General features: G+C 55.8%; 17 protein-coding genes and 1 tRNA gene. 6 read left to right on the forward strand and 12 right to left on the reverse strand.

Translation table 11 applies throughout. The features are described 5' to 3' along the window. Positions 1 to 107: 107 nt before the first annotated feature. From proB to rplU, 6 genes are all read right to left on the reverse strand, one after another. Complete coding sequence (proB, locus tag IFT84_RS20200) at positions 108 to 1247, reverse strand: glutamate 5-kinase (protein WP_192122434.1); 1140 nt, start codon at positions 1245 to 1247, stop codon at positions 108 to 110. Position 1248: 1 nt separating this feature from the next. Next, positions 1249 to 2301, reverse strand: a complete 1053-nt coding sequence (obgE, locus tag IFT84_RS20205) for a GTPase ObgE (RefSeq protein ID WP_192122435.1) — start codon at positions 2299 to 2301, stop codon at positions 1249 to 1251. Positions 2302 to 2447: 146 nt separating this feature from the next. After that, positions 2448 to 3020: a GNAT family N-acetyltransferase gene (locus tag IFT84_RS20210; protein WP_192122436.1), complete on the reverse strand. Its 573-nt coding sequence runs from the start codon at positions 3018 to 3020 to the stop codon at positions 2448 to 2450. Next, the gene (locus IFT84_RS20215) at positions 3017 to 3649 is read right to left on the reverse strand and encodes a GNAT family N-acetyltransferase (protein ID WP_192122437.1); all 633 of its coding nucleotides are present in this window, start codon (positions 3647 to 3649) and stop codon (positions 3017 to 3019) included. Before IFT84_RS20215 ends, IFT84_RS20210 begins: the two co-directional genes overlap by 4 nt. Before the next feature lie 122 nt (positions 3650 to 3771). Continuing rightward, positions 3772 to 4041, reverse strand: a complete 270-nt coding sequence (gene rpmA / locus IFT84_RS20220) for a 50S ribosomal protein L27 (RefSeq protein WP_192122438.1) — start codon at positions 4039 to 4041, stop codon at positions 3772 to 3774. A gap of 36 nt (positions 4042 to 4077) precedes the next feature. Continuing rightward, positions 4078 to 4407: a 50S ribosomal protein L21 gene (gene rplU / locus IFT84_RS20225; RefSeq protein ID WP_192122439.1), complete on the reverse strand. Its 330-nt coding sequence runs from the start codon at positions 4405 to 4407 to the stop codon at positions 4078 to 4080. 283 nt (positions 4408 to 4690) lie between these two features. Here rplU and IFT84_RS20230 point away from each other — a divergent pair. From IFT84_RS20230 to IFT84_RS20240, 3 genes are all read left to right on the forward strand, one after another. Next, positions 4691 to 4780, forward strand: a tRNA-Ser gene (locus IFT84_RS20230). A gap of 176 nt (positions 4781 to 4956) precedes the next feature. Continuing rightward, positions 4957 to 6096 (forward strand): hypothetical protein, encoded by a 1140-nt coding sequence (locus tag IFT84_RS20235; RefSeq protein ID WP_192122440.1) that lies wholly within the window; start codon positions 4957 to 4959, stop codon positions 6094 to 6096. 70 nt (positions 6097 to 6166) lie between these two features. Beyond that, positions 6167 to 6658, forward strand: coding sequence for a GNAT family N-acetyltransferase (locus IFT84_RS20240; RefSeq protein ID WP_192122441.1), 492 nt, complete (start codon positions 6167 to 6169; stop codon positions 6656 to 6658). Here the strand turns inward: IFT84_RS20240 and IFT84_RS20245 are convergent. Beyond that, positions 6635 to 7144 carry an AAA family ATPase gene (locus IFT84_RS20245; RefSeq protein ID WP_192122442.1) on the reverse strand — a complete coding sequence of 170 codons (510 nt, stop codon included), beginning with the start codon at positions 7142 to 7144 and terminating at the stop codon, positions 6635 to 6637. The genes IFT84_RS20240 and IFT84_RS20245 overlap by 24 nt on opposite strands. A 573-nt stretch (positions 7145 to 7717) precedes the next feature. On the opposite strand from IFT84_RS20245, the gene IFT84_RS20255 reads away from it, so the two are divergent. Next, entirely contained in the window at positions 7718 to 8710 is a 993-nt protein-coding gene (locus tag IFT84_RS20255; RefSeq protein WP_192122444.1) for a site-specific integrase, read from the forward strand. 951 nt (positions 8711 to 9661) lie between these two features. Continuing rightward, entirely contained in the window at positions 9662 to 10318 is a 657-nt protein-coding gene (locus IFT84_RS20260) for a hypothetical protein (protein ID WP_192122445.1), read from the forward strand. Positions 10319 to 11216: 898 nt separating this feature from the next. Here the strand turns inward: IFT84_RS20260 and IFT84_RS20265 are convergent. Continuing rightward, the gene (locus IFT84_RS20265) at positions 11217 to 11477 is read right to left on the reverse strand and encodes a hypothetical protein (protein WP_192122446.1); all 261 of its coding nucleotides are present in this window, start codon (positions 11475 to 11477) and stop codon (positions 11217 to 11219) included. 203 nt (positions 11478 to 11680) lie between these two features. Here IFT84_RS20265 and IFT84_RS20270 point away from each other — a divergent pair, with 203 nt between their 5' ends. Further along, positions 11681 to 12280, forward strand: coding sequence for a recombinase family protein (locus tag IFT84_RS20270; protein WP_192122447.1), 600 nt, complete (start codon positions 11681 to 11683; stop codon positions 12278 to 12280). Positions 12281 to 12423: 143 nt separating this feature from the next. On the opposite strand, the gene IFT84_RS20275 is transcribed toward IFT84_RS20270, so the two are convergent. The 4 genes from IFT84_RS20275 to IFT84_RS20290 are packed head-to-tail and all read right to left on the reverse strand — an operon-like array spanning position 12424 to position 18927. Next, positions 12424 to 13167 carry a M48 family metallopeptidase gene (locus IFT84_RS20275; RefSeq protein WP_192122448.1) on the reverse strand — a complete coding sequence of 248 codons (744 nt, stop codon included), beginning with the start codon at positions 13165 to 13167 and terminating at the stop codon, positions 12424 to 12426. Between the two features lies 1 nt (position 13168). Continuing rightward, complete coding sequence (locus IFT84_RS20280) at positions 13169 to 16183, reverse strand: type I restriction endonuclease subunit R (RefSeq protein WP_192122449.1); 3015 nt, start codon at positions 16181 to 16183, stop codon at positions 13169 to 13171. 7 nt (positions 16184 to 16190) lie between these two features. Further along, positions 16191 to 17447, reverse strand: coding sequence for a restriction endonuclease subunit S (locus tag IFT84_RS20285; protein ID WP_192122450.1), 1257 nt, complete (start codon positions 17445 to 17447; stop codon positions 16191 to 16193). Continuing rightward, positions 17437 to 18927 carry an N-6 DNA methylase gene (locus IFT84_RS20290; protein ID WP_192122451.1) on the reverse strand — a complete coding sequence of 497 codons (1491 nt, stop codon included), beginning with the start codon at positions 18925 to 18927 and terminating at the stop codon, positions 17437 to 17439. The genes IFT84_RS20285 and IFT84_RS20290 overlap by 11 nt, the downstream gene beginning before the upstream one ends. Positions 18928 to 18994 lie beyond the last annotated feature (67 nt).

Consider the following 18994-nt stretch of genomic DNA (forward strand, 5'->3'; position numbering starts at 1 on the left):
CCTCCCGTATCTGACGACAGCGCCGCGCGTCGGATACGACGCGCAAAGGACGCTGTAACAACCTGAATTTGCTGCATAATTCTTCCAATCGATTCCGATTTGAAGAATTATGCAGTCGCCCGGGCCCTGCTCATCACCAAATCATCCCGGTGAATCATCGCTGCCCGGCCCGCGTACCCCAGAATGGCTTCAATATCACCGGATTTCTTGCCCGCAATGCGCCGGGCTTCATCGGCATCATAGGCCGCAAGCCCGCGCGCGATCTCGCGCCCGTTTACATCGAGAATGGCCACCGTATCCCCCCGGCTGAACGCGCCGACCACGGCCGTAACCCCTGCTGGCAGCAGGCTTTTGCCAGACCCAAGCGCCACTTCCGCGCCCTGATCGACCGAAATTTTCCCGGCTGGCTGAAGATGTCCGGCGATCCACGTCTTGCGCGCCGTAACAGGCGAGGCAGATGGTGCAAACCATGAGAACCGCGCGCCATTATCCACGGCTCTCAGCGGATGTTCCACCTTACCGGAGGCGATAATCATGGCACAGCCCGCACCGGTCGCAATCTTCCCGGCATCAATCTTCGTGCGCATGCCACCACGCGACAATTCCGAAGCAGCACCGCCTGCCATAGCTTCAATTTCCGGCGTTATGGCTGGCACCTGCGGCAGAAATTCAGCATTGGGATCCAGATGCGGTGGAGCTGTATACAAGCCATCAATATCCGATAGCAGAATCAGCATATCCGCGCCCACCATCGTCGCGACGCGCGCAGCCAGCCGGTCATTGTCGCCATAGCGAATTTCCGACGTGGCGACCGTATCGTTTTCATTGATAATGGGGATGGCACCCAACCGCAGCAACTGGTCGATTGTCGCACGCGCGTTGAGATACCGGCGTCGTTCTTCCGTATCGCCCAAAGTCAGCAGGATTTGGCCCGCAACAAACGCGTGGCCCGCCAAGCCCTCGGACCATGCTCGTGCCAGCGCAATCTGGCCAACGGCTGCTGCAGCTTGGCTTTCCTCAAGCTTTAACGCGCCCGCCGGCACACTAAGGACAGAACGCCCCAGCGCAATTGCGCCGGAGGACACCACCAGCACATCCACGCCCGCCCGCTTCAGGGCGGCAATATCGGCGCACATGGCATCCAGCCATTGTTTTTTCAGGCCCTGCGACCGATCCACCAGCAAAGCCGAGCCAATCTTGATGACGACCCGCCGGTAGGCTTCCAGCGATGTATGGCCAGAGACCATCTCAGCCCTCGTCATCTCTGTGCGCAGTTACAGCTTGGTCTTCGTCTGCCCCGTTTATTGCCAGGTCCATGTCGATCATTTCCCGGCGCAACGCCCGCAGCGCGTCCGTCATGCCCTTGCCGGTAATGGCCGAAAGCACCAGCGGCGTGGAGCCGCAGGCTTTTGCCAGCGCCTTGGTCTTCGCCTTCAGCTCATCCTCGTCCAGCACATCCACCTGCGACAACGCCACCACTTCCGGCTTGTCGATAAGGCCACCACCGTAGGCTTCCAGCTCATGCTTCACCGTTGTGTAAGCCTTCGCGACGTCCTCTTCCTGCGCGGAAACCAGATGCAGCAGCACCCGCGTGCGCTCCACATGGCCCAGAAAACGATCGCCAATGCCCACGCCCTCATGGGCACCTTCAATCAGGCCGGGAATATCGGCGAGTACGAACTCACGTCCGTCAATCGTCGCCACACCGAGATTAGGGTGCAGAGTGGTGAAAGGGTAGTTGGCAATCTTAGGCCGTGCCCGCGTACATGTGGCCAGAAACGTGGATTTTCCCGCATTGGGGAGACCGACAAGACCCGCGTCGGCAATCAATTTGAGCCGCAGCCAGATGGTTTTTTCCTCGCCCTCCAGACCGGGATTGGCCCAATGGGGTGCCTGATTGGTGGAGGATTTGAAATGCGCATTGCCAAAGCCGCCATTGCCGCCAACTGCCAGCCGGAAACGCTGCCCTTCCTTCGTCAAATCGACGATCAGGGTCTCATCGTCTTCCTCGAAAATCTGCGTGCCGACAGGCACTTTGAGCGTCACATCATCACCGCCTGCGCCTGTGCGATTTCGTCCCATTCCATGTATGCCGGTCGCGGCCTTGAAATGCTGCTGATAGCGGAAATCGATGAGCGTATTTAGCCCATTGACAGCCTCCACCCACACGTCGCCGCCACGCCCGCCATCGCCTCCATCGGGACCGCCGAATTCGATGAACTTTTCACGGCGAAAGGAAACCGACCCAGCGCCCCCGTTGCCGGAGCGGATATAGACTTTTGCCTGATCGAGAAATTTCATCGTACTACCATTCGTCGCGGATGGAGAGCAGCGTGCCTGACGCACACATGTCACTCTTACCTGTTCTATTCGCACATATCCAGTTTAAGGCATATGCGCTTGATGTTATCGGTTGCCGCCATGGATATAGCGAGGCCGAAGCAAGGTCAAAGATTAATGCGTGCCGGTCTCCGCGTCTGCAAATGAGCGACCATGCCACCGCGTGCCAGCGAGAACACATCGCTACACCCAATGATCTCAAACCCCAGCCGCGTTTGCAGCCGCATGGATGCGGCATTATCGGCGAAGAAACCGGAGACAATCTCCACCCCCGGCGCGACTTCGTCAAAGACAGCTACAGCCGCCTTCACAGCATCCGACGCTATACCCTGCCCCCAAGCCGAGCGGTTTAACCAGTAAATAAGCCTCCACTGCCCGTGGTTGAGCGAAAGCTCGACACAGCCAAGGTAATTATTCTCTCGATCTGCAATCGCAAAAGCCCAGCCAAGCTCGCGCCGCGCCGTTTGGCGCAGCAACCATTCCAGCGCATCGCGCCGGTCAAACGGGCTTGGAACGCGCGACAGCATGCGCGCAACTTCGAAGTCCGACAAAGCAGCCAGAATCCCGTCGGCATCGTCCAGCGTGTGGGGACGCAGAACCAGACGAGGAGTTTCTAACCGGGGGCAAGGGCAGAGTTGCAATGCCTGATCTCGAACGGGCTGTGAAAGGACAGCGCTCATGCCATGCCTCCCCAACTGCGCAGCGACATCCACGTCTTGCGATCCAGCCTGTACCATTCGGCAGCAACAGCAGCTTTCAGCGCCAGGCATTGCACCATGCCGGTTCCCTGAAACTGAAAACCGCATTTTTGAATAACGCGGCGGGATGCGACGTTGGTAACCCGGCACCGCGCATCGATGAACTCGATGTCGCGGGTCCGGAAGGCCATATCCGTCAGCGCCTGCGCTGCTTCCGTCGCATAGCCCTGGTTCCAGTGTCGTTCTCCGAGCCAGTAACCGAGCTCCGCCGTTACCCCGTCGGTATGGCTTTCCACACCGGCGCAGCCGAGAAACTCTCCATTGTCGGCTTTGGTAATCGCGTAGACGCACTTGCCAATACCGCCAATTTTCGTGCGTCGCACGAAATCTGCCGCGTCCGCTGCCGTGTAGGGGTGCGGCATGCGCGACACCATATTGGCAATGTTGGCGTTGTTGGCGAGATGGGAAAGGGCGTCAATGTCGTCTTCGTGCGGAGCGCGCAGAACGAGCCGTGGTGACAACAGGATCGGGCAATCGGTCCGTAACCGTTCAGGCCTCAGCCTGCTTTCGGAAGACCCCAATTGGTCTTCCCGTAACAATTCGCCTTGCATGGTTCAGTCCTCCAGAATGTAAAAAGGGGAGATGGTCTTGCCCCATCTCCCCTTTTTTCTGGTCTGTACCATAGCGGTCAGCCGGGTCGATGAGACGCCGGCTGTTTTAAAGCGCCACCGGCTTATTCCGCTGCTACCGCTTTCGGCATGACGGACACGTACACGCGGCCGTTCGCTTTCGCGCGGAAATTCACGTTACCTTCGGTCAGTGCGAAAATCGTGTGGTCCTTGCCAAGACCCACATTGGAGCCTGGATGCCACTGCGTGCCGCGCTGACGCACAATAATGTTGCCTGCAATAACGGCTTCGCCGCCAAACTTCTTCACGCCAAGGCGCTTGGACTCAGAATCGCGACCGTTGCGCGATGAACCGCCAGCTTTTTTGTGTGCCATTGGTGTTCTCCTTTAAAACCTTTTGCCGCGTTTCAATTAAGCAGATGCGCCGCCAGCGGCAGCAATGTTCGTGATCCGAACAGTTGTCTGGTGCTGACGATGACCACGGGTGCGCTTGGAATTCTGGCGACGGCGCTTCTTGAATGCGATCACCTTTTTTGCACGACCATGGTCGACAACTTCTGCCGTAACAACGGCACCTTCAACGAAGGGTGCGCCGATGGCTGCATCTGCGCCAACGCCAACCATCAAAACTTCGTTGAACTGAACTGTTTCACCAGCTGCAACGTCGAGCTTCTCAATGGTCAGCACGTCGTTTGCTGCTACGCGGTACTGCTTACCGCCGGTCTTGATGACTGCGAACATTTATTATCCTTTCATGTTCGTTCGGCTCTACCCGGCATGCCGGATGGCCGTCTTTTTATCAGCCTAAGGAAACAATTTACCTTGGACGAAACGCCCGCGAAAATTGCAGTGAATGTCGTGAGTTGCATAGACCCTATGCGACTTCATGTGCGAGTTAAGGGAAGGTCTTCAACCTGTCAAGATAAAGTTGGAGGTGCCTGCGTGTTTTTGAAAACCACCTCTTGCGCCCTTTCGAAACTATCGCTATGAGCACGCTTGCGCCAAACAAGCGCCGACCTGATGCGGAGAGGTGGCAGAGAGGTCGAATGCACCGCACTCGAAATGCGGCATACCTGCAAGGGTATCGTGGGTTCAAATCCCACCCTCTCCGCCATCGTGACCCTTGGATTATCAGCGTCTCCCTTTGCCAACCTGCTTCTATCAATGTTAGATGTCCCTGATTAGGTAGGCTGTCGCCACGATGGGGCACTTACTGGCTCGCGGATCAACTTGTGCCGACGAGGCGAAGTTGAAATAGTGTCATCGTTATCAACCTTCAGCAGTGATTCGATGAGCCTTCCCATACTGAGTCTTCCGACGCTTGCGCTCTGGTATCAGAGAAATCAGAGCCACCCAGTTAAGGAAAAGCGTCCCACCATCGAACTCCACGTCAATCTGTGGCGTCGGATTGGACGCCAGCGCCGTGAGCACGAGCTTAATTACCTTGATGTCGGTATCAAGATACTTGAGCAGCGCGATCTTGGTGCTCTCAACTTGTATGTGCCGTTTCCTGCCAAGCAATGCGTGGTCGAGGATCTTGCCCACTTGTTGCGGGAAAATGAGATAGCCAGCGCGGTATTTAATGAGGTCTTGGAGGTGCACCCAGCCGAGGGCACTGACGATACATTCTATATAAAGCAGAACGGCAATCATTTCCTAAGCGTCCACAGCATCACTGTGGACCGCGATGTCGAATATTTAACTACCTTTCCGGGTGCTGCGCCCGCTGGATTCGTAATTAGGCTAGGACGTGAATTTTGCTCTAAATTCCATGCGCCTGGCGAGCACTACATTCGGTTTCGGTTCAAGCTGGAGGCGGAAGCGGCGCATATATTCAGCTCAGATGTCAGCAATGAAGATGGCTGGATTCTAAGCTCAACGACGACATCTGAAATCACCGAAATCAGGATAAATGAGGTTCGCAGTATTCCAGAGTCAGTTCAGCGGTTATCAAAGATGCACGATTGGGTTGCGCCCGAGATCAACGCTATCCACTATTTTCTTGTCCGAGACATCAGCTTCGATCTGATTGCCTCCCACGCCAGTTTTCGGAAAATCAGACGTATGGAACCGGAATGGGACGCCTATCTAGGGCCTGATTTTCCGATTGGCTCTGCTAGAAATATGCTTATTTACCATTGGAGGAAAAGCAATGGTGGTGGCGACGTTGGAGATTTCGTTACGCTCGCAAAATTCCGCCGTTCGAAGGGAAATGTCCTCTTGTATATCTTTTTGGTCATTGCTCTTGGCAGCATTGGTAGCGGCCTCCACTCTTCGCTGTCGTTTTGGCTAAAATGGCGAGACTCTCCCGAACTCCTATGGGCTGACCTGTTTTTTTCGCCTAACGGCGGCGAAGTCGTGGCTGCCACTATCTTCCTGATTGCCGTAGCATTTGGACTTGCGGTCGTCGCTAAAAGATGGCCAATATAGCCTTGGAACAGGTGAATTCTTGCCTACGTCTCACATCGATGTATAATTCCGATTCACCCTGGGAGCTCTCATGCAATTGAACCAATTCTCAAGCGCGTTCAAAGCGCTTCCCAACATTGATTCTTTGTCTGTTGGCAGCTTAGTTTCCGACTTTGCCCGATATTATCCTGACATTGACCATTGGTTCAGTTCAGTGGTCATTCCCGGCATTGTGAATGGAACTCGAAGGATCATTGTGAAGCACGACGATGGTGCTATTCGCGGCTTGTCCATCTTAAAAAGAGACGAGGACGAGAGGAAAATTTGCACGTTCTGGGTTCATCCCAGCTCTCGCGGTGCGGGAGTCGGTCAGAATTTATTAGAAGAGTCGGTTGAATGGCTTGGATCTGCCGCACCGTTGTTAACTGTGCCAGAGGAAGCTCTGGAGAGTTTTCTTCCGTTGCTCGCACGGAACAGATTTGAGCTGTGTCATCGCGCTTATGGTTACTATCGAGCCGGTCGTTGCGAATACGTATTTAATGGCAGCCTTGTCAAAAAGCTAAGCCAGTCCGTATTGCAATAAAGCCTGTTCTATTTCAAAAACTTGCATTGAGTTGAAACATTCAATCGGTCGACCAGTTCTAGCGGCTGCCGCGTGCATGTGGGCAAATTCTACTTGTTGCAGTTCGTGAATGTCGGCCTCTTCGATTATTTCCGGAGATTTGCACTTGCGCGCACATATTCTCCAAGCTTCCGTCCAAAGAAAGACGAATGCGGTTACTCGTAATCCATCGAAGAAGGAATCTGGGACACTCAAGAGCTGACGTCCAGCTCGGACTACCATATGTCCATCCAGCAAGGTTTTAGCCGACAGGTTCGTGTCCACAAGAAATCGACGAAGAACCCTTTGGTTTTCTTCGAACTCTTCGGCCGAAGTCAGGTATGTGGGCCTACCATGGTTTTTGAGAATGGTGCTGGCTCGGGCGTGAGAAAAGCTTGGATGACGGTTTACGAATCTCTCCAAGAAAGTTGTTTTACCAGTGCCTGAAGCGCCTCCGATAAATATCATGGTTCTAACCAATTAGCTCTTCTAGATCATCAGCCCACCTCCAGGATTGAGGAGGATAAAATTGGAAGCGCAGTTTTAGCTCGGCTCTAGTAGCCCGATAAAGCGGAACGTCCAGAACTGTCAACCGGACTGCATTTGCGAAATCGCATCGACTGAAATAGTCATCGTATTCGAGCTTTGTGCATCCTGTATGTTGACCAATTCCTTTCCATAGTGCTTCCCTCTCTTCGCTTACAATGTCTTCTACACGGCAAGCGCAGAACACTGCTGATAAAGGTGCAGTGGCGTAGATGAGGGCAATTTTGCCAATGGCTTCCTGCGATGGAGGTCGCCTCCGCAATTCGTGGGTTTTTTCACCGGTTGAGATCATCCTTGCCCACCTGGGCTTAATGCTGAACATCAACATTGTGTGATCGTGCTTCTCAAGCAAGGGCTTTCATCTCCAACAAATTTTCCTTGTAACCATCTACGTGCTGCATTGCCACCGTGAGCCGCCAGAGATGTGGCGGGATAATCCTTGGCACCCCTCCAGGGGCATCCTACGCGTGACCTTCAACATCGATTGGAGGTCACATGGCGACGATCCGGAAGCTTAGAGGACGCTGGCAGGCTCAGGTGCGTCGGCGTGGCATGAAGCCCCGTTGCAAGTCCTTCGATACCAAGACCGAAGCCGAGAAGTGGGCGCGTGATCTGGAAGCCCAGGTTGACCGCTTCGGTGCAGCGCCGGACGCGAAGATCCTCGAGGGCACGACGCTTGGCGCGCTTCTTGAGCGATACCAGCGTGAGATCACTCCTTTGAAGCACGGTGCGATCCAGGAGAACCAGCGAATTGACGTGCTCCGGCGGCACGATCTATCGCATCGGACGTTGATAGGGCTCAGCCAGCAAGACATCGCATCTTTCAGAGATGAGCGACTTAAGTCAGTAGCTCCATCTACCACTGTGCGAGAAATGGCGATCCTGAGCCACGTGCTCGAGGTTGCCACGCGTGACTGGGGTGTTCCCCTGGCAAAGAATGTCGTAAAGCTGGTTCGACGACCAATAATTCGGAATGAACGCAGCCGGCGTCTAACGGGCGACGAAGAACAGCGTCTGCTTGATGGATGCGATGGTGGTAAGATCCCATTCTTCAAGACGCTTCTCATTCTCGCAATAGAGACAGGGATGCGCCGGGGAGAGATCCTTGGGCTGCGGTGGACTGACATCTCGCACAATCGACGTGTGGTCACGCTGAAGTTGACTAAGAACGGTTCCGGAAGAGAGGTGCCTCTGTCACAACGCGCGTTCGACGCTATTACAGAGTGGAAGGCGCGAGCTGACGTTGATCAGCACTTAGTATTCCCGATGGCCGCCGGATCCCTTGAGCAGGTGTGGCGCCGCTTACTGATCCGTGCCGAGATCAAGGGTCTGCGGTTTCATGATCTGCGCCACGAGAGCGTCAGCCGCTTATTCGAGCGTGGGCTGAACGTGATCGAGGTCAGCAGCATCAGCGGGCATAAAGAGATGCGTATGTTGAAACGCTACACGCATCTTGCGGCGGACGATCTGGTCGCCCGCCTCGGGTAGATAAATCAACGAGACCGAAACCTTTACATCTGACCCGCAAAACCTTGACAGAAGCCTTTCCTAGCCTTGCGTCTGTCAAGGTTGGTGGTCAAAATTGCTCGAAATTACATATTTAGGTTGTGTATCGCCTTGCATTAAATCCGAAATCATTTCGGAGATCGTCTTCTATCTTGCGTTTTCTTGACAAAACTTGACGTAATCAGCTCGAAATCGCTTTTTTCGCCAGTTGTGAAGGTATCTGGACGCGCATTGGTTGCGTCTTTTCCTTTCTCGGAAGCGTATGGTCTCTATGTATCTGGCGAGTTCACTGGATGCGCTTCATATCACTGACAAGAGCCGTAACAACCACATCGGGACCCCTTCATCCTCAGTGCCGAAAACATATTCGCGACAGACCCACCAGATCCGACGGTTGATCGATCTACGCACCATGCGAACACATACATATTAGCGGTAGGAGACCTCGGCAGGGACCAGATGCCGGTCAATGTTGATAGCTTGGTGCAAGTGAAGGATAGGAGAACCGACAGCGCCGTTCTTTCGTTTGCCGTCATCCGGTGCCGCCTGTCCTCCTCATTCACCTGGACGTTGGGTAATAGCGCACATGGTTCTTCAGCGCCGAGCCATCGAAGTCTTAGAAATATCGACGAAGCTTGATGGGGATCGGTTCAGTGCCCGGAAGCATCCGGTGTCTGGAACCTCCCATGCCGCAAATCGACAGGGAAGCGCACAGGCGAGCATCAAGAGACGGGTGCTGATTGTCTACACTCACCTCAACGGATCTCGTCACCGCGAATCCTTGAGTCAAAGGCGTTCCTGCCGGCATCAAAACATTTCTTCCGCGATCTTACGCGCTCCGATCGCAATCTCGCTATACAGTAGATGAGCAAGCGCTTGCCCAACCCCAAGGATCATTAAGCCGGACGAAAGCCGTCGTCCGAAGGAGAACCCATGCCCATGGATCAGGCAAAGCTCAATAAGTGCATCGATGAGGTCGTGCGAATGCGGTCCATTCTGCATCCAAAGGATTGGCAGGATGAGAGCCAGTTGATGATGACGCGGTGGTTCGACTATCGCTTCATGTCACCCCTGGATGCCACTCTGTTCTTTGGCCGGCACTACATCGCCGGGCTTCGGAACCATATGCGCAAGCACTTTGACGCGGAGCGCGCGGGGGAAATCACTGGCATCAAGGACGGATTACCGGCAGCTCGTGCTGCCTGGTTCACCGGCCTCTGGCGGGCGCGTGCTCGCACGGATGCCATCTTTGTTCCCTACGATTTGTTGATCGACTTCAGCTTCAGCTTTTCATCTCGCCGCAAGCGCTTCTGGAACATGCTCCCGCAGCAGTTACACGCGTCCGAGAAGAACGCTGATGCTTGGTGGGCCTTGTTTCACGAACGGGTAGAGGATGAGTTGCCTGTCCGCATGAAGCGGGTGGGCGAAACGCCCCACTATAGGATCGAGAACGACCTCGATCTGCCGCCTCAAAGGCATTTCCGCAATCTGCTGTTGTCAGAGATGCGGCATGAGAACCGGATGCTTGCAGAACAGATTGCTGACCGCGTGCTTGTTAAGCGTCATCTCAATTTAGGCCAGGCTCTTTAATTAGCAACTGCTGATGCGGATCGTATCGAAATTGAACAGCGCGCCAAGGCGATTGCCGACGATCGTGCATGGGAAGTTCAGCCCATTGAGAAGCTCGATGAAGCCGATCTCCTCCCCAGCTGTTTTGCTATCGCGGAGACGATCGACGAAAGCCGCTCACCCTGCGACACCTGCATCCTTGCGGCTTGTTGCAAGCAGGCAGCTGCCAAGGCGATCGAAATCACCATCCGCAGGAAGGGGTCAGCATCTCCCGTCCTGACGGAGAGCAGGGAACGGATCCGCCGGAACACTAAGAGCTTCCGCAGCAACAAGAAGACCTCTTCCGGAGCTTCTGAACAGATTCATTAAATCTCCCTCGCCGGGGATGTAATCACTCCCTATGTTATAACTGTATTTGAAAGAGAAGGTAACATAGGGAGTGATTACACAAACAGGATAATCCTCCGGCGAGCCGTTTCTCACGCAAACTTAACATTTGGAGCACGCCTGCTCGGCGCACTCCTTCCCGTCTCAAAAGGAGCTTCTTAAATGAACATCACTGATACGCGCCGGCTGTTCCGCAACCGGTTCGAAGACTAAATCATCAAGCATGATAGCAGGTGCACCAACGTTCGGGATGGTGCCACCTTAACGCTTCAGCAGCTGTGCGACAGGCTGCATAATGATGGCGAGGAGTTTCCTAGTCGGTTTGATCCTGAAATGAAGCGGCTGTGTGGTTACGATCACATGGCCTACTTTCGGGGGCAGCGCACCTATGGAGACGTTGCCAAGCTGTTGAGCCGGATGTTGGCTGGTCAGGATGGTCGTTTGCCGCCTGTCGCAGGACGTTGGGTCCACGCCGTGTTAACGAGTTCTGGTGACGGTTCAATTGCTTAATAATGCATAAGGCCGGAACGACCTACCCAAGCCAGGGTCGTTCCGGGTCTTTTGGATTGGCCGCGAATTCCTTGTCTCCGTGGCGCCGTTGCGATCGACCGCGCTCCGCCTGGGACTGCTTCTCGGCGGGCGAGAGTGCCGCGATCACTATCAATGAAATGATGCTGAACAAAAAGCCGAGCACGAACCAGCCGAGTGGGTCGCGGTGCTTGTTGCTCGCCAGAATCGCACAAGCCCCACCGAAGACGATGCCGGACGTGAACACAATCAAAGAAAAGTCCATACGCTCCTCGCTGCAAAACGGGCCTGGATGTGCCTCGAGAGCGAAAGGGAAGGGTTTTCCCATTGTCATCAAAGGGCGAAAGCCAGTCATGCAACCCTTTGATATCTTTGAACAGACATCAGCTGGTGCACAGAAATTCCGTGACGCACAAAAAGGTTCCTTTATGTCAATTGCTTAGCCGCGATCAAAGCGAGAGGATGTAGATGAAGCTGGTCGGTTATGCACGTGTGTCGACGGTCGATCAGAACCTCGATATGCAGATCGCCGCGTTAAAGGCGGCTGGTTGCAAAGAGATCTTCACGGATCACGGACTATCTGGTGCCGACTTCCAGCGCCCGGGCCTTCGTAGGGCTCTACGGCAAATCAAGCGGGATGACATGCTCGTCGTTTGGAGGCTCGACCGACTTGGACGATCACTTGTCGATCTGATTCAAACCGTGAACGGGCTCTCGAAGCGCGGGGGTGACTTCCGTTCGCTGACAGAGAGCATAGACACGTCATCATCGGGCGGACGTCTGGTGTTTCACATGATGGCCGCAATGGCGGAATTTGAAAGAGCCATCATAAGCGAGCGCACCAAAGCAGGAATGGAAGCTGCCAGGGCGCGTGGATCTCGTATAGGGCGTCGGCGTTCAATGACGTCGGAGCAGACTGAAGCGGCACGAATAGCAATCGAGATAGACTGTGAGCCTGTTACCAAAGTTGCTGCGACCTATGGCGTGCATCCAAAGACGCTATCTCGACTATTGCGAGATCATGTTAAATCGACGCGTTCGCAGCCAGCTACTTCTCCAATGCAATGATAACGTCAGCCTGTATGCCGAGCGAACGAAAAATGCCATAGCGACTCACTGGTGCGTATCGTCCAGCAAAGCAGCATAGACAACAATCGAGGGCGCGGAGCTCACCAGCGATCATCCTCGAGTCAAGCAGTAGATACTGCTCGTCACTTCGACGGCTCCACCTTCTCCCAACCCAACATATGCTCATTCTTGTCGAGCCAGGCCTTGCGCTCCTGCCAATCTAGCAGCACGCGCCCAACAAGATCCCAGAACTCAGGCTCGTGGTTGCGGTGCTTCAAATGGCACATTTCGTGGACGACGGCGTATTCCAGCACGGGCTTCGGCGCGAAGATCAGGTGCCAGTTGAGATTGATCTGCCGATCCTGGCCGCAGCTGCCCCACATGTGCTTCTGGTCCTTGATCTGAACACCGCGTGGCTTCAATCCGTAGCGTTCGCCATGCTTGCGGACAAAATCGCGGGCGTCGTCGCGCACGCGACGTTTGAGCCAAAGCCGGAGTGCGCTCTCGATGATGGTGTCAGAGGATTCCGGCGACAGGTTGGTAGGCTTGCGGATTTGGAAACCATTGCGGAAGCTGATCTCGACCAGGGAGCCTTCGAAGGGTTCCATGGAAAGCTTCGTCATCCGGCCACGATAGGGGATCTTAGCACCGGTCACAAAGTGGTAAACGCGCGTTTGCGCCTTGGCGCGTTCGGCCATATGCTGCACTGTTTCGATGATCCAGGCGCGGCGACGGTTCAGCACCGCGCTGATCTGCTCGTCTGTCGCTCCCTCCGGCACCATCAGCTCAAACGAATTCGGCGTGACGCTAAGACTTGCCTTTTTCGCCGTGGGCGATCGCCGTAGAGTATATTCGATTTCCTGGCTGCCGATGTGGTAGATAGCCATATCAGTTGCCGGCGAAATGCTTGAGTGCGTAGGCCTCGACTTCTTCTGGGATCTCTTTCAGCTGCGTCAGGCCCGCCAGATGCGCCATGGAGCGCACCTGCTGGCGCAGGCTCTTGCGCAGGCCATCCTTTTGCCACCAGCCTGCTGGTGCGGTCACCGGATCAGTGTAGAGCCCTTCCAGCCGGATCGCCAGATCCTCGCCCTCCGGCCCCGAAGTGAAGCCATTGAGGATCTGCAGGATACCATAGGCACCCGGAGAAAGGCCCGCTTCGACATGTGCTACATCCTCAGCAGTGATGTCCTTTGCCAGCTCCTCAGCTATTTTCAACTTCTCCGCCCAAGAAAGCTGGCTGCCCTCCAGTTTCTCCAGTAGCTGGCGCAGGCGCTCGGAGAATTTGCCGTATTGATGCGGGCTGTCGTCGATCCGCTCGGTCACGGTCTTGCGCAGCTCCGTCGTCTTGCGGATTGCCGCAGTCATCAGGTCTTCCTCGGTCTTGCCCTCGGGATCGAAATCCTCCCAGAAGTCGGGATCGGTGATGTGGCGCAGCTTAACGGTGACGCTGAGACCCGTCGCTTCCAGATGCTTTTCCAGCATCTCGCGGATCTTCTCACTGTAGTTCATCTGGTCGAAGGCCTGGCGCTTCTCGAAATGCTGGGTGCCGTAGAGCAGGAAGTTCGCGACCCATTTCAAGTCAGCTGTGAACTCCAGAACGCTCGGGTCCGGACTCAGCGTTTCATAGAGGGCGATGAAGCTGCGGGCCCTAGCCTTGAAGTCGAACCACTTGTCCTCTGTGCCCAGCAGCTTAACGAAGGCATCATATTCCGCTTTCAGCCCGTCCTTATCGCTTGCCTTGCGTTTCAGCGGCTTCAGAAGCGCGATAACAACAGAATGTGCGGCTCGCAGCTGATTGCGCAGATCATCCAGATCACGCATAGCGTTCTTCACGTCATCGGCGCGATAGGACGAGAGTGCCTCCTCCAGATGGCCCGACACGCCGATGTAATCAACGATCAACCCATTGCGCTTCTTCGCGTCGGAAACGCGGTTGGTGCGGGCAATCGCCTGCAACAATCCGTGCTCCTTCAGCGGCTTGTCGAGATACATCACGCTTTCGATCGGGCAGTCGAAGCCGGTCAGCAGCTTGTCGCATACGATGAGGAACTGCGGATCGTCGCCCTTGCGGCCAAAGGCCTTCTTCGCCAGCTTCTCGGCTTCGGCATCTAGGTAGTGCGCCTTCAGCTCGGTGCGGATCGCTTGTCTGTGGGCATCCTCGCTTGGCTTGCTGTCTTCCTGGTTGATGGAATAAACGCAGGCTGACATGGCATCGGCGCGAGCCAACGCCTCGGCAGGCTCCATGCCCTCGGCCTTCAGATCCTCGGCAATGACCTTCGTCAGCGCCTGCTTGTAAAGGATTACCGCCTCGCGATCGATGGCGACGACCTGCGCCTTGAAACCATCAGGCTGCGCATATTGTTTGAAATGCGTCCAAATATCATAGGCGATCAGTTCGATGCGGCGCGGATGCTTGACCAGATCCTCGATCTGCACCCCGCGCTTCTTGATCTCGTTAAGCTTGTCGTCGTCCAGTTCAGCAAACCATGTGTCGAAAAGGATGTCGATCTTCGCCTCGTCGATGTGCCAGCCGGTCTTGCGGCCTGTATAATAGATCGGCACGGTCGCACCATCGGCCACGGCGTCGTCGATGCCGTATTTGTCGAGATAGCCTTCGCCGACAACGCCGAAATTCAGGTAGGTGTCCTTGTCGTCCTTCTTCACCGGCGTGCCGGTAAAGCCGAAGAAGCGGGCGTTCGGTAGCGTGGCGCGCAGATAGGCACCGAGATCCTTTTCCTGGGTGCGATGGGCCTCGTCCACCATCACGATCCAGTTTTCGGAATTGGCAATCGCCTCCTTGGAGCCCTGGAACTTGAAGATGGTGGAAAGCGCCGTGTGACCGTCCTTGCCGCTGCGGATCAGCGCGTGCAAATCCTTGATGCTCTCGATCGCCGTCGGGTTCGGCAGACCGCAGGCGACAAAGGTGCCGCTGATCTGGCTGTGCAGGTCTACCCGGTCGGTCAGCACCAGAATGTTCGGGTTCGTCAGTGCCTTGGACTTTATCGTCCGGTGCGTCTTCAGCTTCAGCGCAGCAAACACCATGGTCAGCGATTTGCCGCTGCCTTGGGTGTGCCAGATGAGCCCCTGCCGGTGCTTGCCCTCGATCACGCGCTCGACGATGCGGTTGACGGCGCGGAACTGCTGGTAGCGGCAGATTTTCTTGATTGTGCCGGTCTCAGTCTTTTCGAACACCACGTAATGGGCGATCAGGTCGAGCAGCCGGCCCGGCTCCAGCAGGCACCAGAGACCCTTGGCGAGCGGATCGGCAAAATCACCCTCGACCTTCGGCCAGGGGTCGCGCCATTCAGCATAGTATTTGGAGCCGGAGCCGGTCGCGCCATAGAGAACCAGCGCACCGTCGGTGACGATGTTGAAGACATTGGAGAAAAACAGGCGCGGAATGTCCCGCTCATATTGCCGGATCTGCTCGAAAGCCTCGCCAGTCTTGTCCTTCACATTCAGCGGGCTCTTAGCCTCGATCACGACCAGCGGAATGCCGTTCACATAAACAACGACATCCGGCTTGCGCGTGTTCTCCGCCTTCACCCTGATCTGATGCGTCACGGAAAACTGGTTGTTGCCGGGGTTGAGGAAATCGATCACCCGCAGCGTCTGGCGCGTTTCCTGGCCGGTGACCTTGCGTGCATAGTCCCCGCGTAGAATCTTCAACCAGGCCTGGTTGTCGCTGATCGCCGCAAGCTCGCCATAGGCGGCCTCGGCAGACGCGCGGGCGATCCCGTTGATGCGCATCAGTGCCTCAATCAACTGCGGGCGAAACAGAACCTGGTTCTCGCCCTCGCGCAAGCTGGCATGGTCCGCCGGTGCCACGAAGCCATAGCCCATGGCCTTGAGATACTCGATGGTGGGGCGCTCGGCAAAATACCATTCGGGACCGTGGCTCATGGGCGGCTTACTCCGCTGCCATGGGCAGAGCGTCAGTGACGCGCTTGCGGCCTGTGAGGAGATCGGACATGAGGGCGGATTTAGACCTAATCTGCTGTTCCAAGGTTCGCTCAAGCGCAGCCTCGGTGCTTGCAAATTCTTGTATATTCGCCACGATCTCGTGTTGTTCGTTCAGCGGCGGCAGCGGGAATTGCATTTGCTTCATTGCACCCACATTGAAGTGCTTCTGCGCCAAGCCTCCCTCTGCCTTCAAAACTTGGGTCTTTCCACTTGCACTATTGATGAACGTCGAAAGGAAGTAGGGATCGATCAGCTCGATCTTTGGTCGCGCAAAGATGATGTCGATACAGTTTGCTCCATCATATCTCGGCGGCACCACACAAGAGGTTCCTGGATAGCCCGTTCGAACAACAAGAACGTCTCCGGTCCGAAGGACTGATTTCTGGTTTACGCGATTGCCCTCTTCACTGATGTAAACCCAGTCCGCATCCTCCACGAAGCCTTCACGGACATTGGCAGAGCGGAAGCAGCGAACTCCTTTCTCGACATAATATTGCGATGGCTTGATAACGATTCCGACACTGACTTGCGTGCAGACATTGTCAGCGCTGGTGAGCGGCCACCCCTCCGGAATTTCCCCGATCTCCGTCTGCTTAAAGCGCGTGTGGCCGATGCCTTTGGTGAGCAGGCGTTCCAGCACGCCCTGCTTGACCTTTCTGGTCTGCTCGATCACCGCCCGCGTTGTCGCAATGGCCTCATCGACGCTGGATAGAATTTCGGCAATCCGGCGCTGTTCGTGGAGTGGGGGAAGCAAAAAAGGATAGGCACCCACGTCACTGGCAGTTACAGCGGGATAATTCGACCCCTTCATTCTAGGCGTCAGGTGCTCGACGAACTTCTCCGAAAGAACATGCTGATACAGGAAATCGCCATCAACCGGCGGCTTCGGGCGTAACACCGCAAAAGCAGTGGATGCGACGAGGTCCGGCTCACGCGCTAACACTTGGCAAAAAGAGCGCAGATAAGGTCGGATAGTGGAGACGAGGATGTCTCCGCGCTTCACTCGCTTGCGCGCACGGCTAGGTGCCTCACCAAAGTTCATGGGCCGTGGCTCCAGCATGCTTGACGGGCCATCAACTGTGGCAACGTCAATGTATTTCAGGCGGAAATCGACCGAGGTGTTTGAGCGAAGACTTTCCGGATTCATATCAGCCACTGCATCAATCTGGCTCTCCGACCACCCGCTCGGCACCTCACGCGACATAGCCAAGCTCCCGCAGAAAGCCCATCATCCGCGCTTCCGCTGCATCCCGCTCGGCCTGAAGCTCGACAAGCTTTTCCACCTCGACTGCGACATCCACTTCCGCCGCCTCTTCTCCCAGATGCACATAGCGGCTGATATTGAGGTTAAAATCATTCGCCTCGATCTCACTTGCCGGCACTACCCGCGCCAGCCGGTCCACATCGGCAAAATCACCATAGGCCTTTGCCAGCGTCGCGACATTGCCCTCCGACAGATGGTTCTGGTTCTTGCCATCCACCACCTGTTCGGCACCGTTGACGATTAGGATCTGGCCCTTGCGCGCGAGCGGCTTCTGTTTGCGCATGATGAGGATACAGGCCGGAATGCCCGCGCCATAAAACAGGTTCGGCGCAAGGCCGATAACGGCTTCGATCAGATCATCCCGGATCAATCCCTCGCGGATCTTGCCTTCCGCGCCGCCGCGAAACAGCACGCCATGCGGCAGCACCACGCCGCACACGCCATCTTCCTTGAGGCTCGCCACCATATGCTGCACGAAGGCGAGATCGCCATAGGATTTCGGCGGGCAGCCATAACGGTCGCGGCCATAGGCATCGCCCTTCGACCAGACATCATGGCCCCAGCTTTTCAGCGAAAAAGGCGGATTGGCCAGCACCCGGCCAAAGGTGCGGATGGCCTTCACGCTGTCGCCGGTCAGATGCTTCGGCTCCAGCAGCGTATCGCCCCGCGCCACCTGCGCATCATCGATATCATGCAGGAACAGGTTTATCTGGCAGATGGCCCAGGTATTAAGGTTCCGCTCCTGGCCAAACAGCGACAGGCTTTTCGGGTTCTTGCCCTGCCTCTCCAGGTGATGCACCGCCTCCAGCAGCATGCCGCCTGAGCCGCACGTGGGGTCATAGATGGACATGCCTTCTTCCGGCTTCAGGCACTCGACAATCAGCCGAACGACCATCTTCGGCGTGTAGAATTCGCCGCCCTTCTTCCCGGCATCATCGGCAAACTGGGCGATCAGATATTCATAGGCCTGACCCAGCACATCCGGCTCGACATCGCCGTTGCGCAGCCGGTAGGTCTCGAAATGCTGCAGCAGCTTTTCCAGCATGGCATCCGGAAAGCGCTCCTTGTTGTTGAAATCGACATCCTGAAAAACGCCGCGCAGCTTCATGTTCGCGTCTTCAATGGCGCGGAAGGCAGCGTTCAGATGCGTGCCGATATCGGTCGTGTGCTTGCGCACATCCTTCCAGGAGTGCCCCTTCGGTATATCGAAGCGATGCTCCTCCGGATCGGCAGCCATATCCTGGCTTTTGTAGACGGCCAGCGCCCGCTCATACTCCTCCTCCCAGACATCCGAGAGGCGCTTGAAAAACAGAAGACCGAAAATGTAGTGCTTGTAATCGCCGGAATCGATCGATCCCCGCAGGATATCCGCCGCCCGCCAGAGATGGTTTTCCAGCTGCGAAAGGCTCAAAGTCGTCACGTTATGCATTCCCCGTCATGCTTCGCGCCCATCTTAATCAGTTGAGCGCGCCGCGGCAATTTATCTG

This window comes from Rhizobium sp. CFBP 8762 (assembly GCF_014841565.1).
Classification (GTDB): domain Bacteria; phylum Pseudomonadota; class Alphaproteobacteria; order Rhizobiales; family Rhizobiaceae; genus CFBP-8762.

Excerpts from the sequence above, each read along its gene's own strand:
- rplU (WP_192122439.1), bottom strand. The coding sequence starts at position 4,407 with ATGTTCGCAGTCATCAAGACCGGCGGTAAGCAGTACCGCGTAGCAGCA.
- IFT84_RS20270 (WP_192122447.1), top strand. The coding sequence starts at position 11,681 with ATGAAGCTGGTCGGTTATGCACGTGTGTCGACGGTCGATCAGAACCTC.
- rpmA (WP_192122438.1), bottom strand. The coding sequence starts at position 4,041 with ATGGCACACAAAAAAGCTGGCGGTTCATCGCGCAACGGTCGCGATTCT.
- IFT84_RS20235 (WP_192122440.1), top strand. The coding sequence starts at position 4,957 with ATGAGCCTTCCCATACTGAGTCTTCCGACGCTTGCGCTCTGGTATCAG.
- IFT84_RS20275 (WP_192122448.1), bottom strand. The coding sequence starts at position 13,167 with ATGGCTATCTACCACATCGGCAGCCAGGAAATCGAATATACTCTACGG.
- IFT84_RS20265 (WP_192122446.1), bottom strand. The coding sequence starts at position 11,477 with ATGGACTTTTCTTTGATTGTGTTCACGTCCGGCATCGTCTTCGGTGGG.
- proB (WP_192122434.1), bottom strand. The coding sequence starts at position 1,247 with ATGGTCTCTGGCCATACATCGCTGGAAGCCTACCGGCGGGTCGTCATC.
- IFT84_RS20285 (WP_192122450.1), bottom strand. The coding sequence starts at position 17,447 with ATGTCGCGTGAGGTGCCGAGCGGGTGGTCGGAGAGCCAGATTGATGCA.
- IFT84_RS20240 (WP_192122441.1), top strand. The coding sequence starts at position 6,167 with ATGCAATTGAACCAATTCTCAAGCGCGTTCAAAGCGCTTCCCAACATT.
- IFT84_RS20215 (WP_192122437.1), bottom strand. The coding sequence starts at position 3,649 with ATGCAAGGCGAATTGTTACGGGAAGACCAATTGGGGTCTTCCGAAAGC.
- obgE (WP_192122435.1), bottom strand. The coding sequence starts at position 2,301 with ATGAAATTTCTCGATCAGGCAAAAGTCTATATCCGCTCCGGCAACGGG.
- IFT84_RS20280 (WP_192122449.1), bottom strand. The coding sequence starts at position 16,183 with ATGAGCCACGGTCCCGAATGGTATTTTGCCGAGCGCCCCACCATCGAG.
- IFT84_RS20245 (WP_192122442.1), bottom strand. The coding sequence starts at position 7,144 with ATGATATTTATCGGAGGCGCTTCAGGCACTGGTAAAACAACTTTCTTG.
- IFT84_RS20210 (WP_192122436.1), bottom strand. The coding sequence starts at position 3,020 with ATGAGCGCTGTCCTTTCACAGCCCGTTCGAGATCAGGCATTGCAACTC.
- IFT84_RS20260 (WP_192122445.1), top strand. The coding sequence starts at position 9,662 with ATGCCCATGGATCAGGCAAAGCTCAATAAGTGCATCGATGAGGTCGTG.
- IFT84_RS20255 (WP_192122444.1), top strand. The coding sequence starts at position 7,718 with ATGGCGACGATCCGGAAGCTTAGAGGACGCTGGCAGGCTCAGGTGCGT.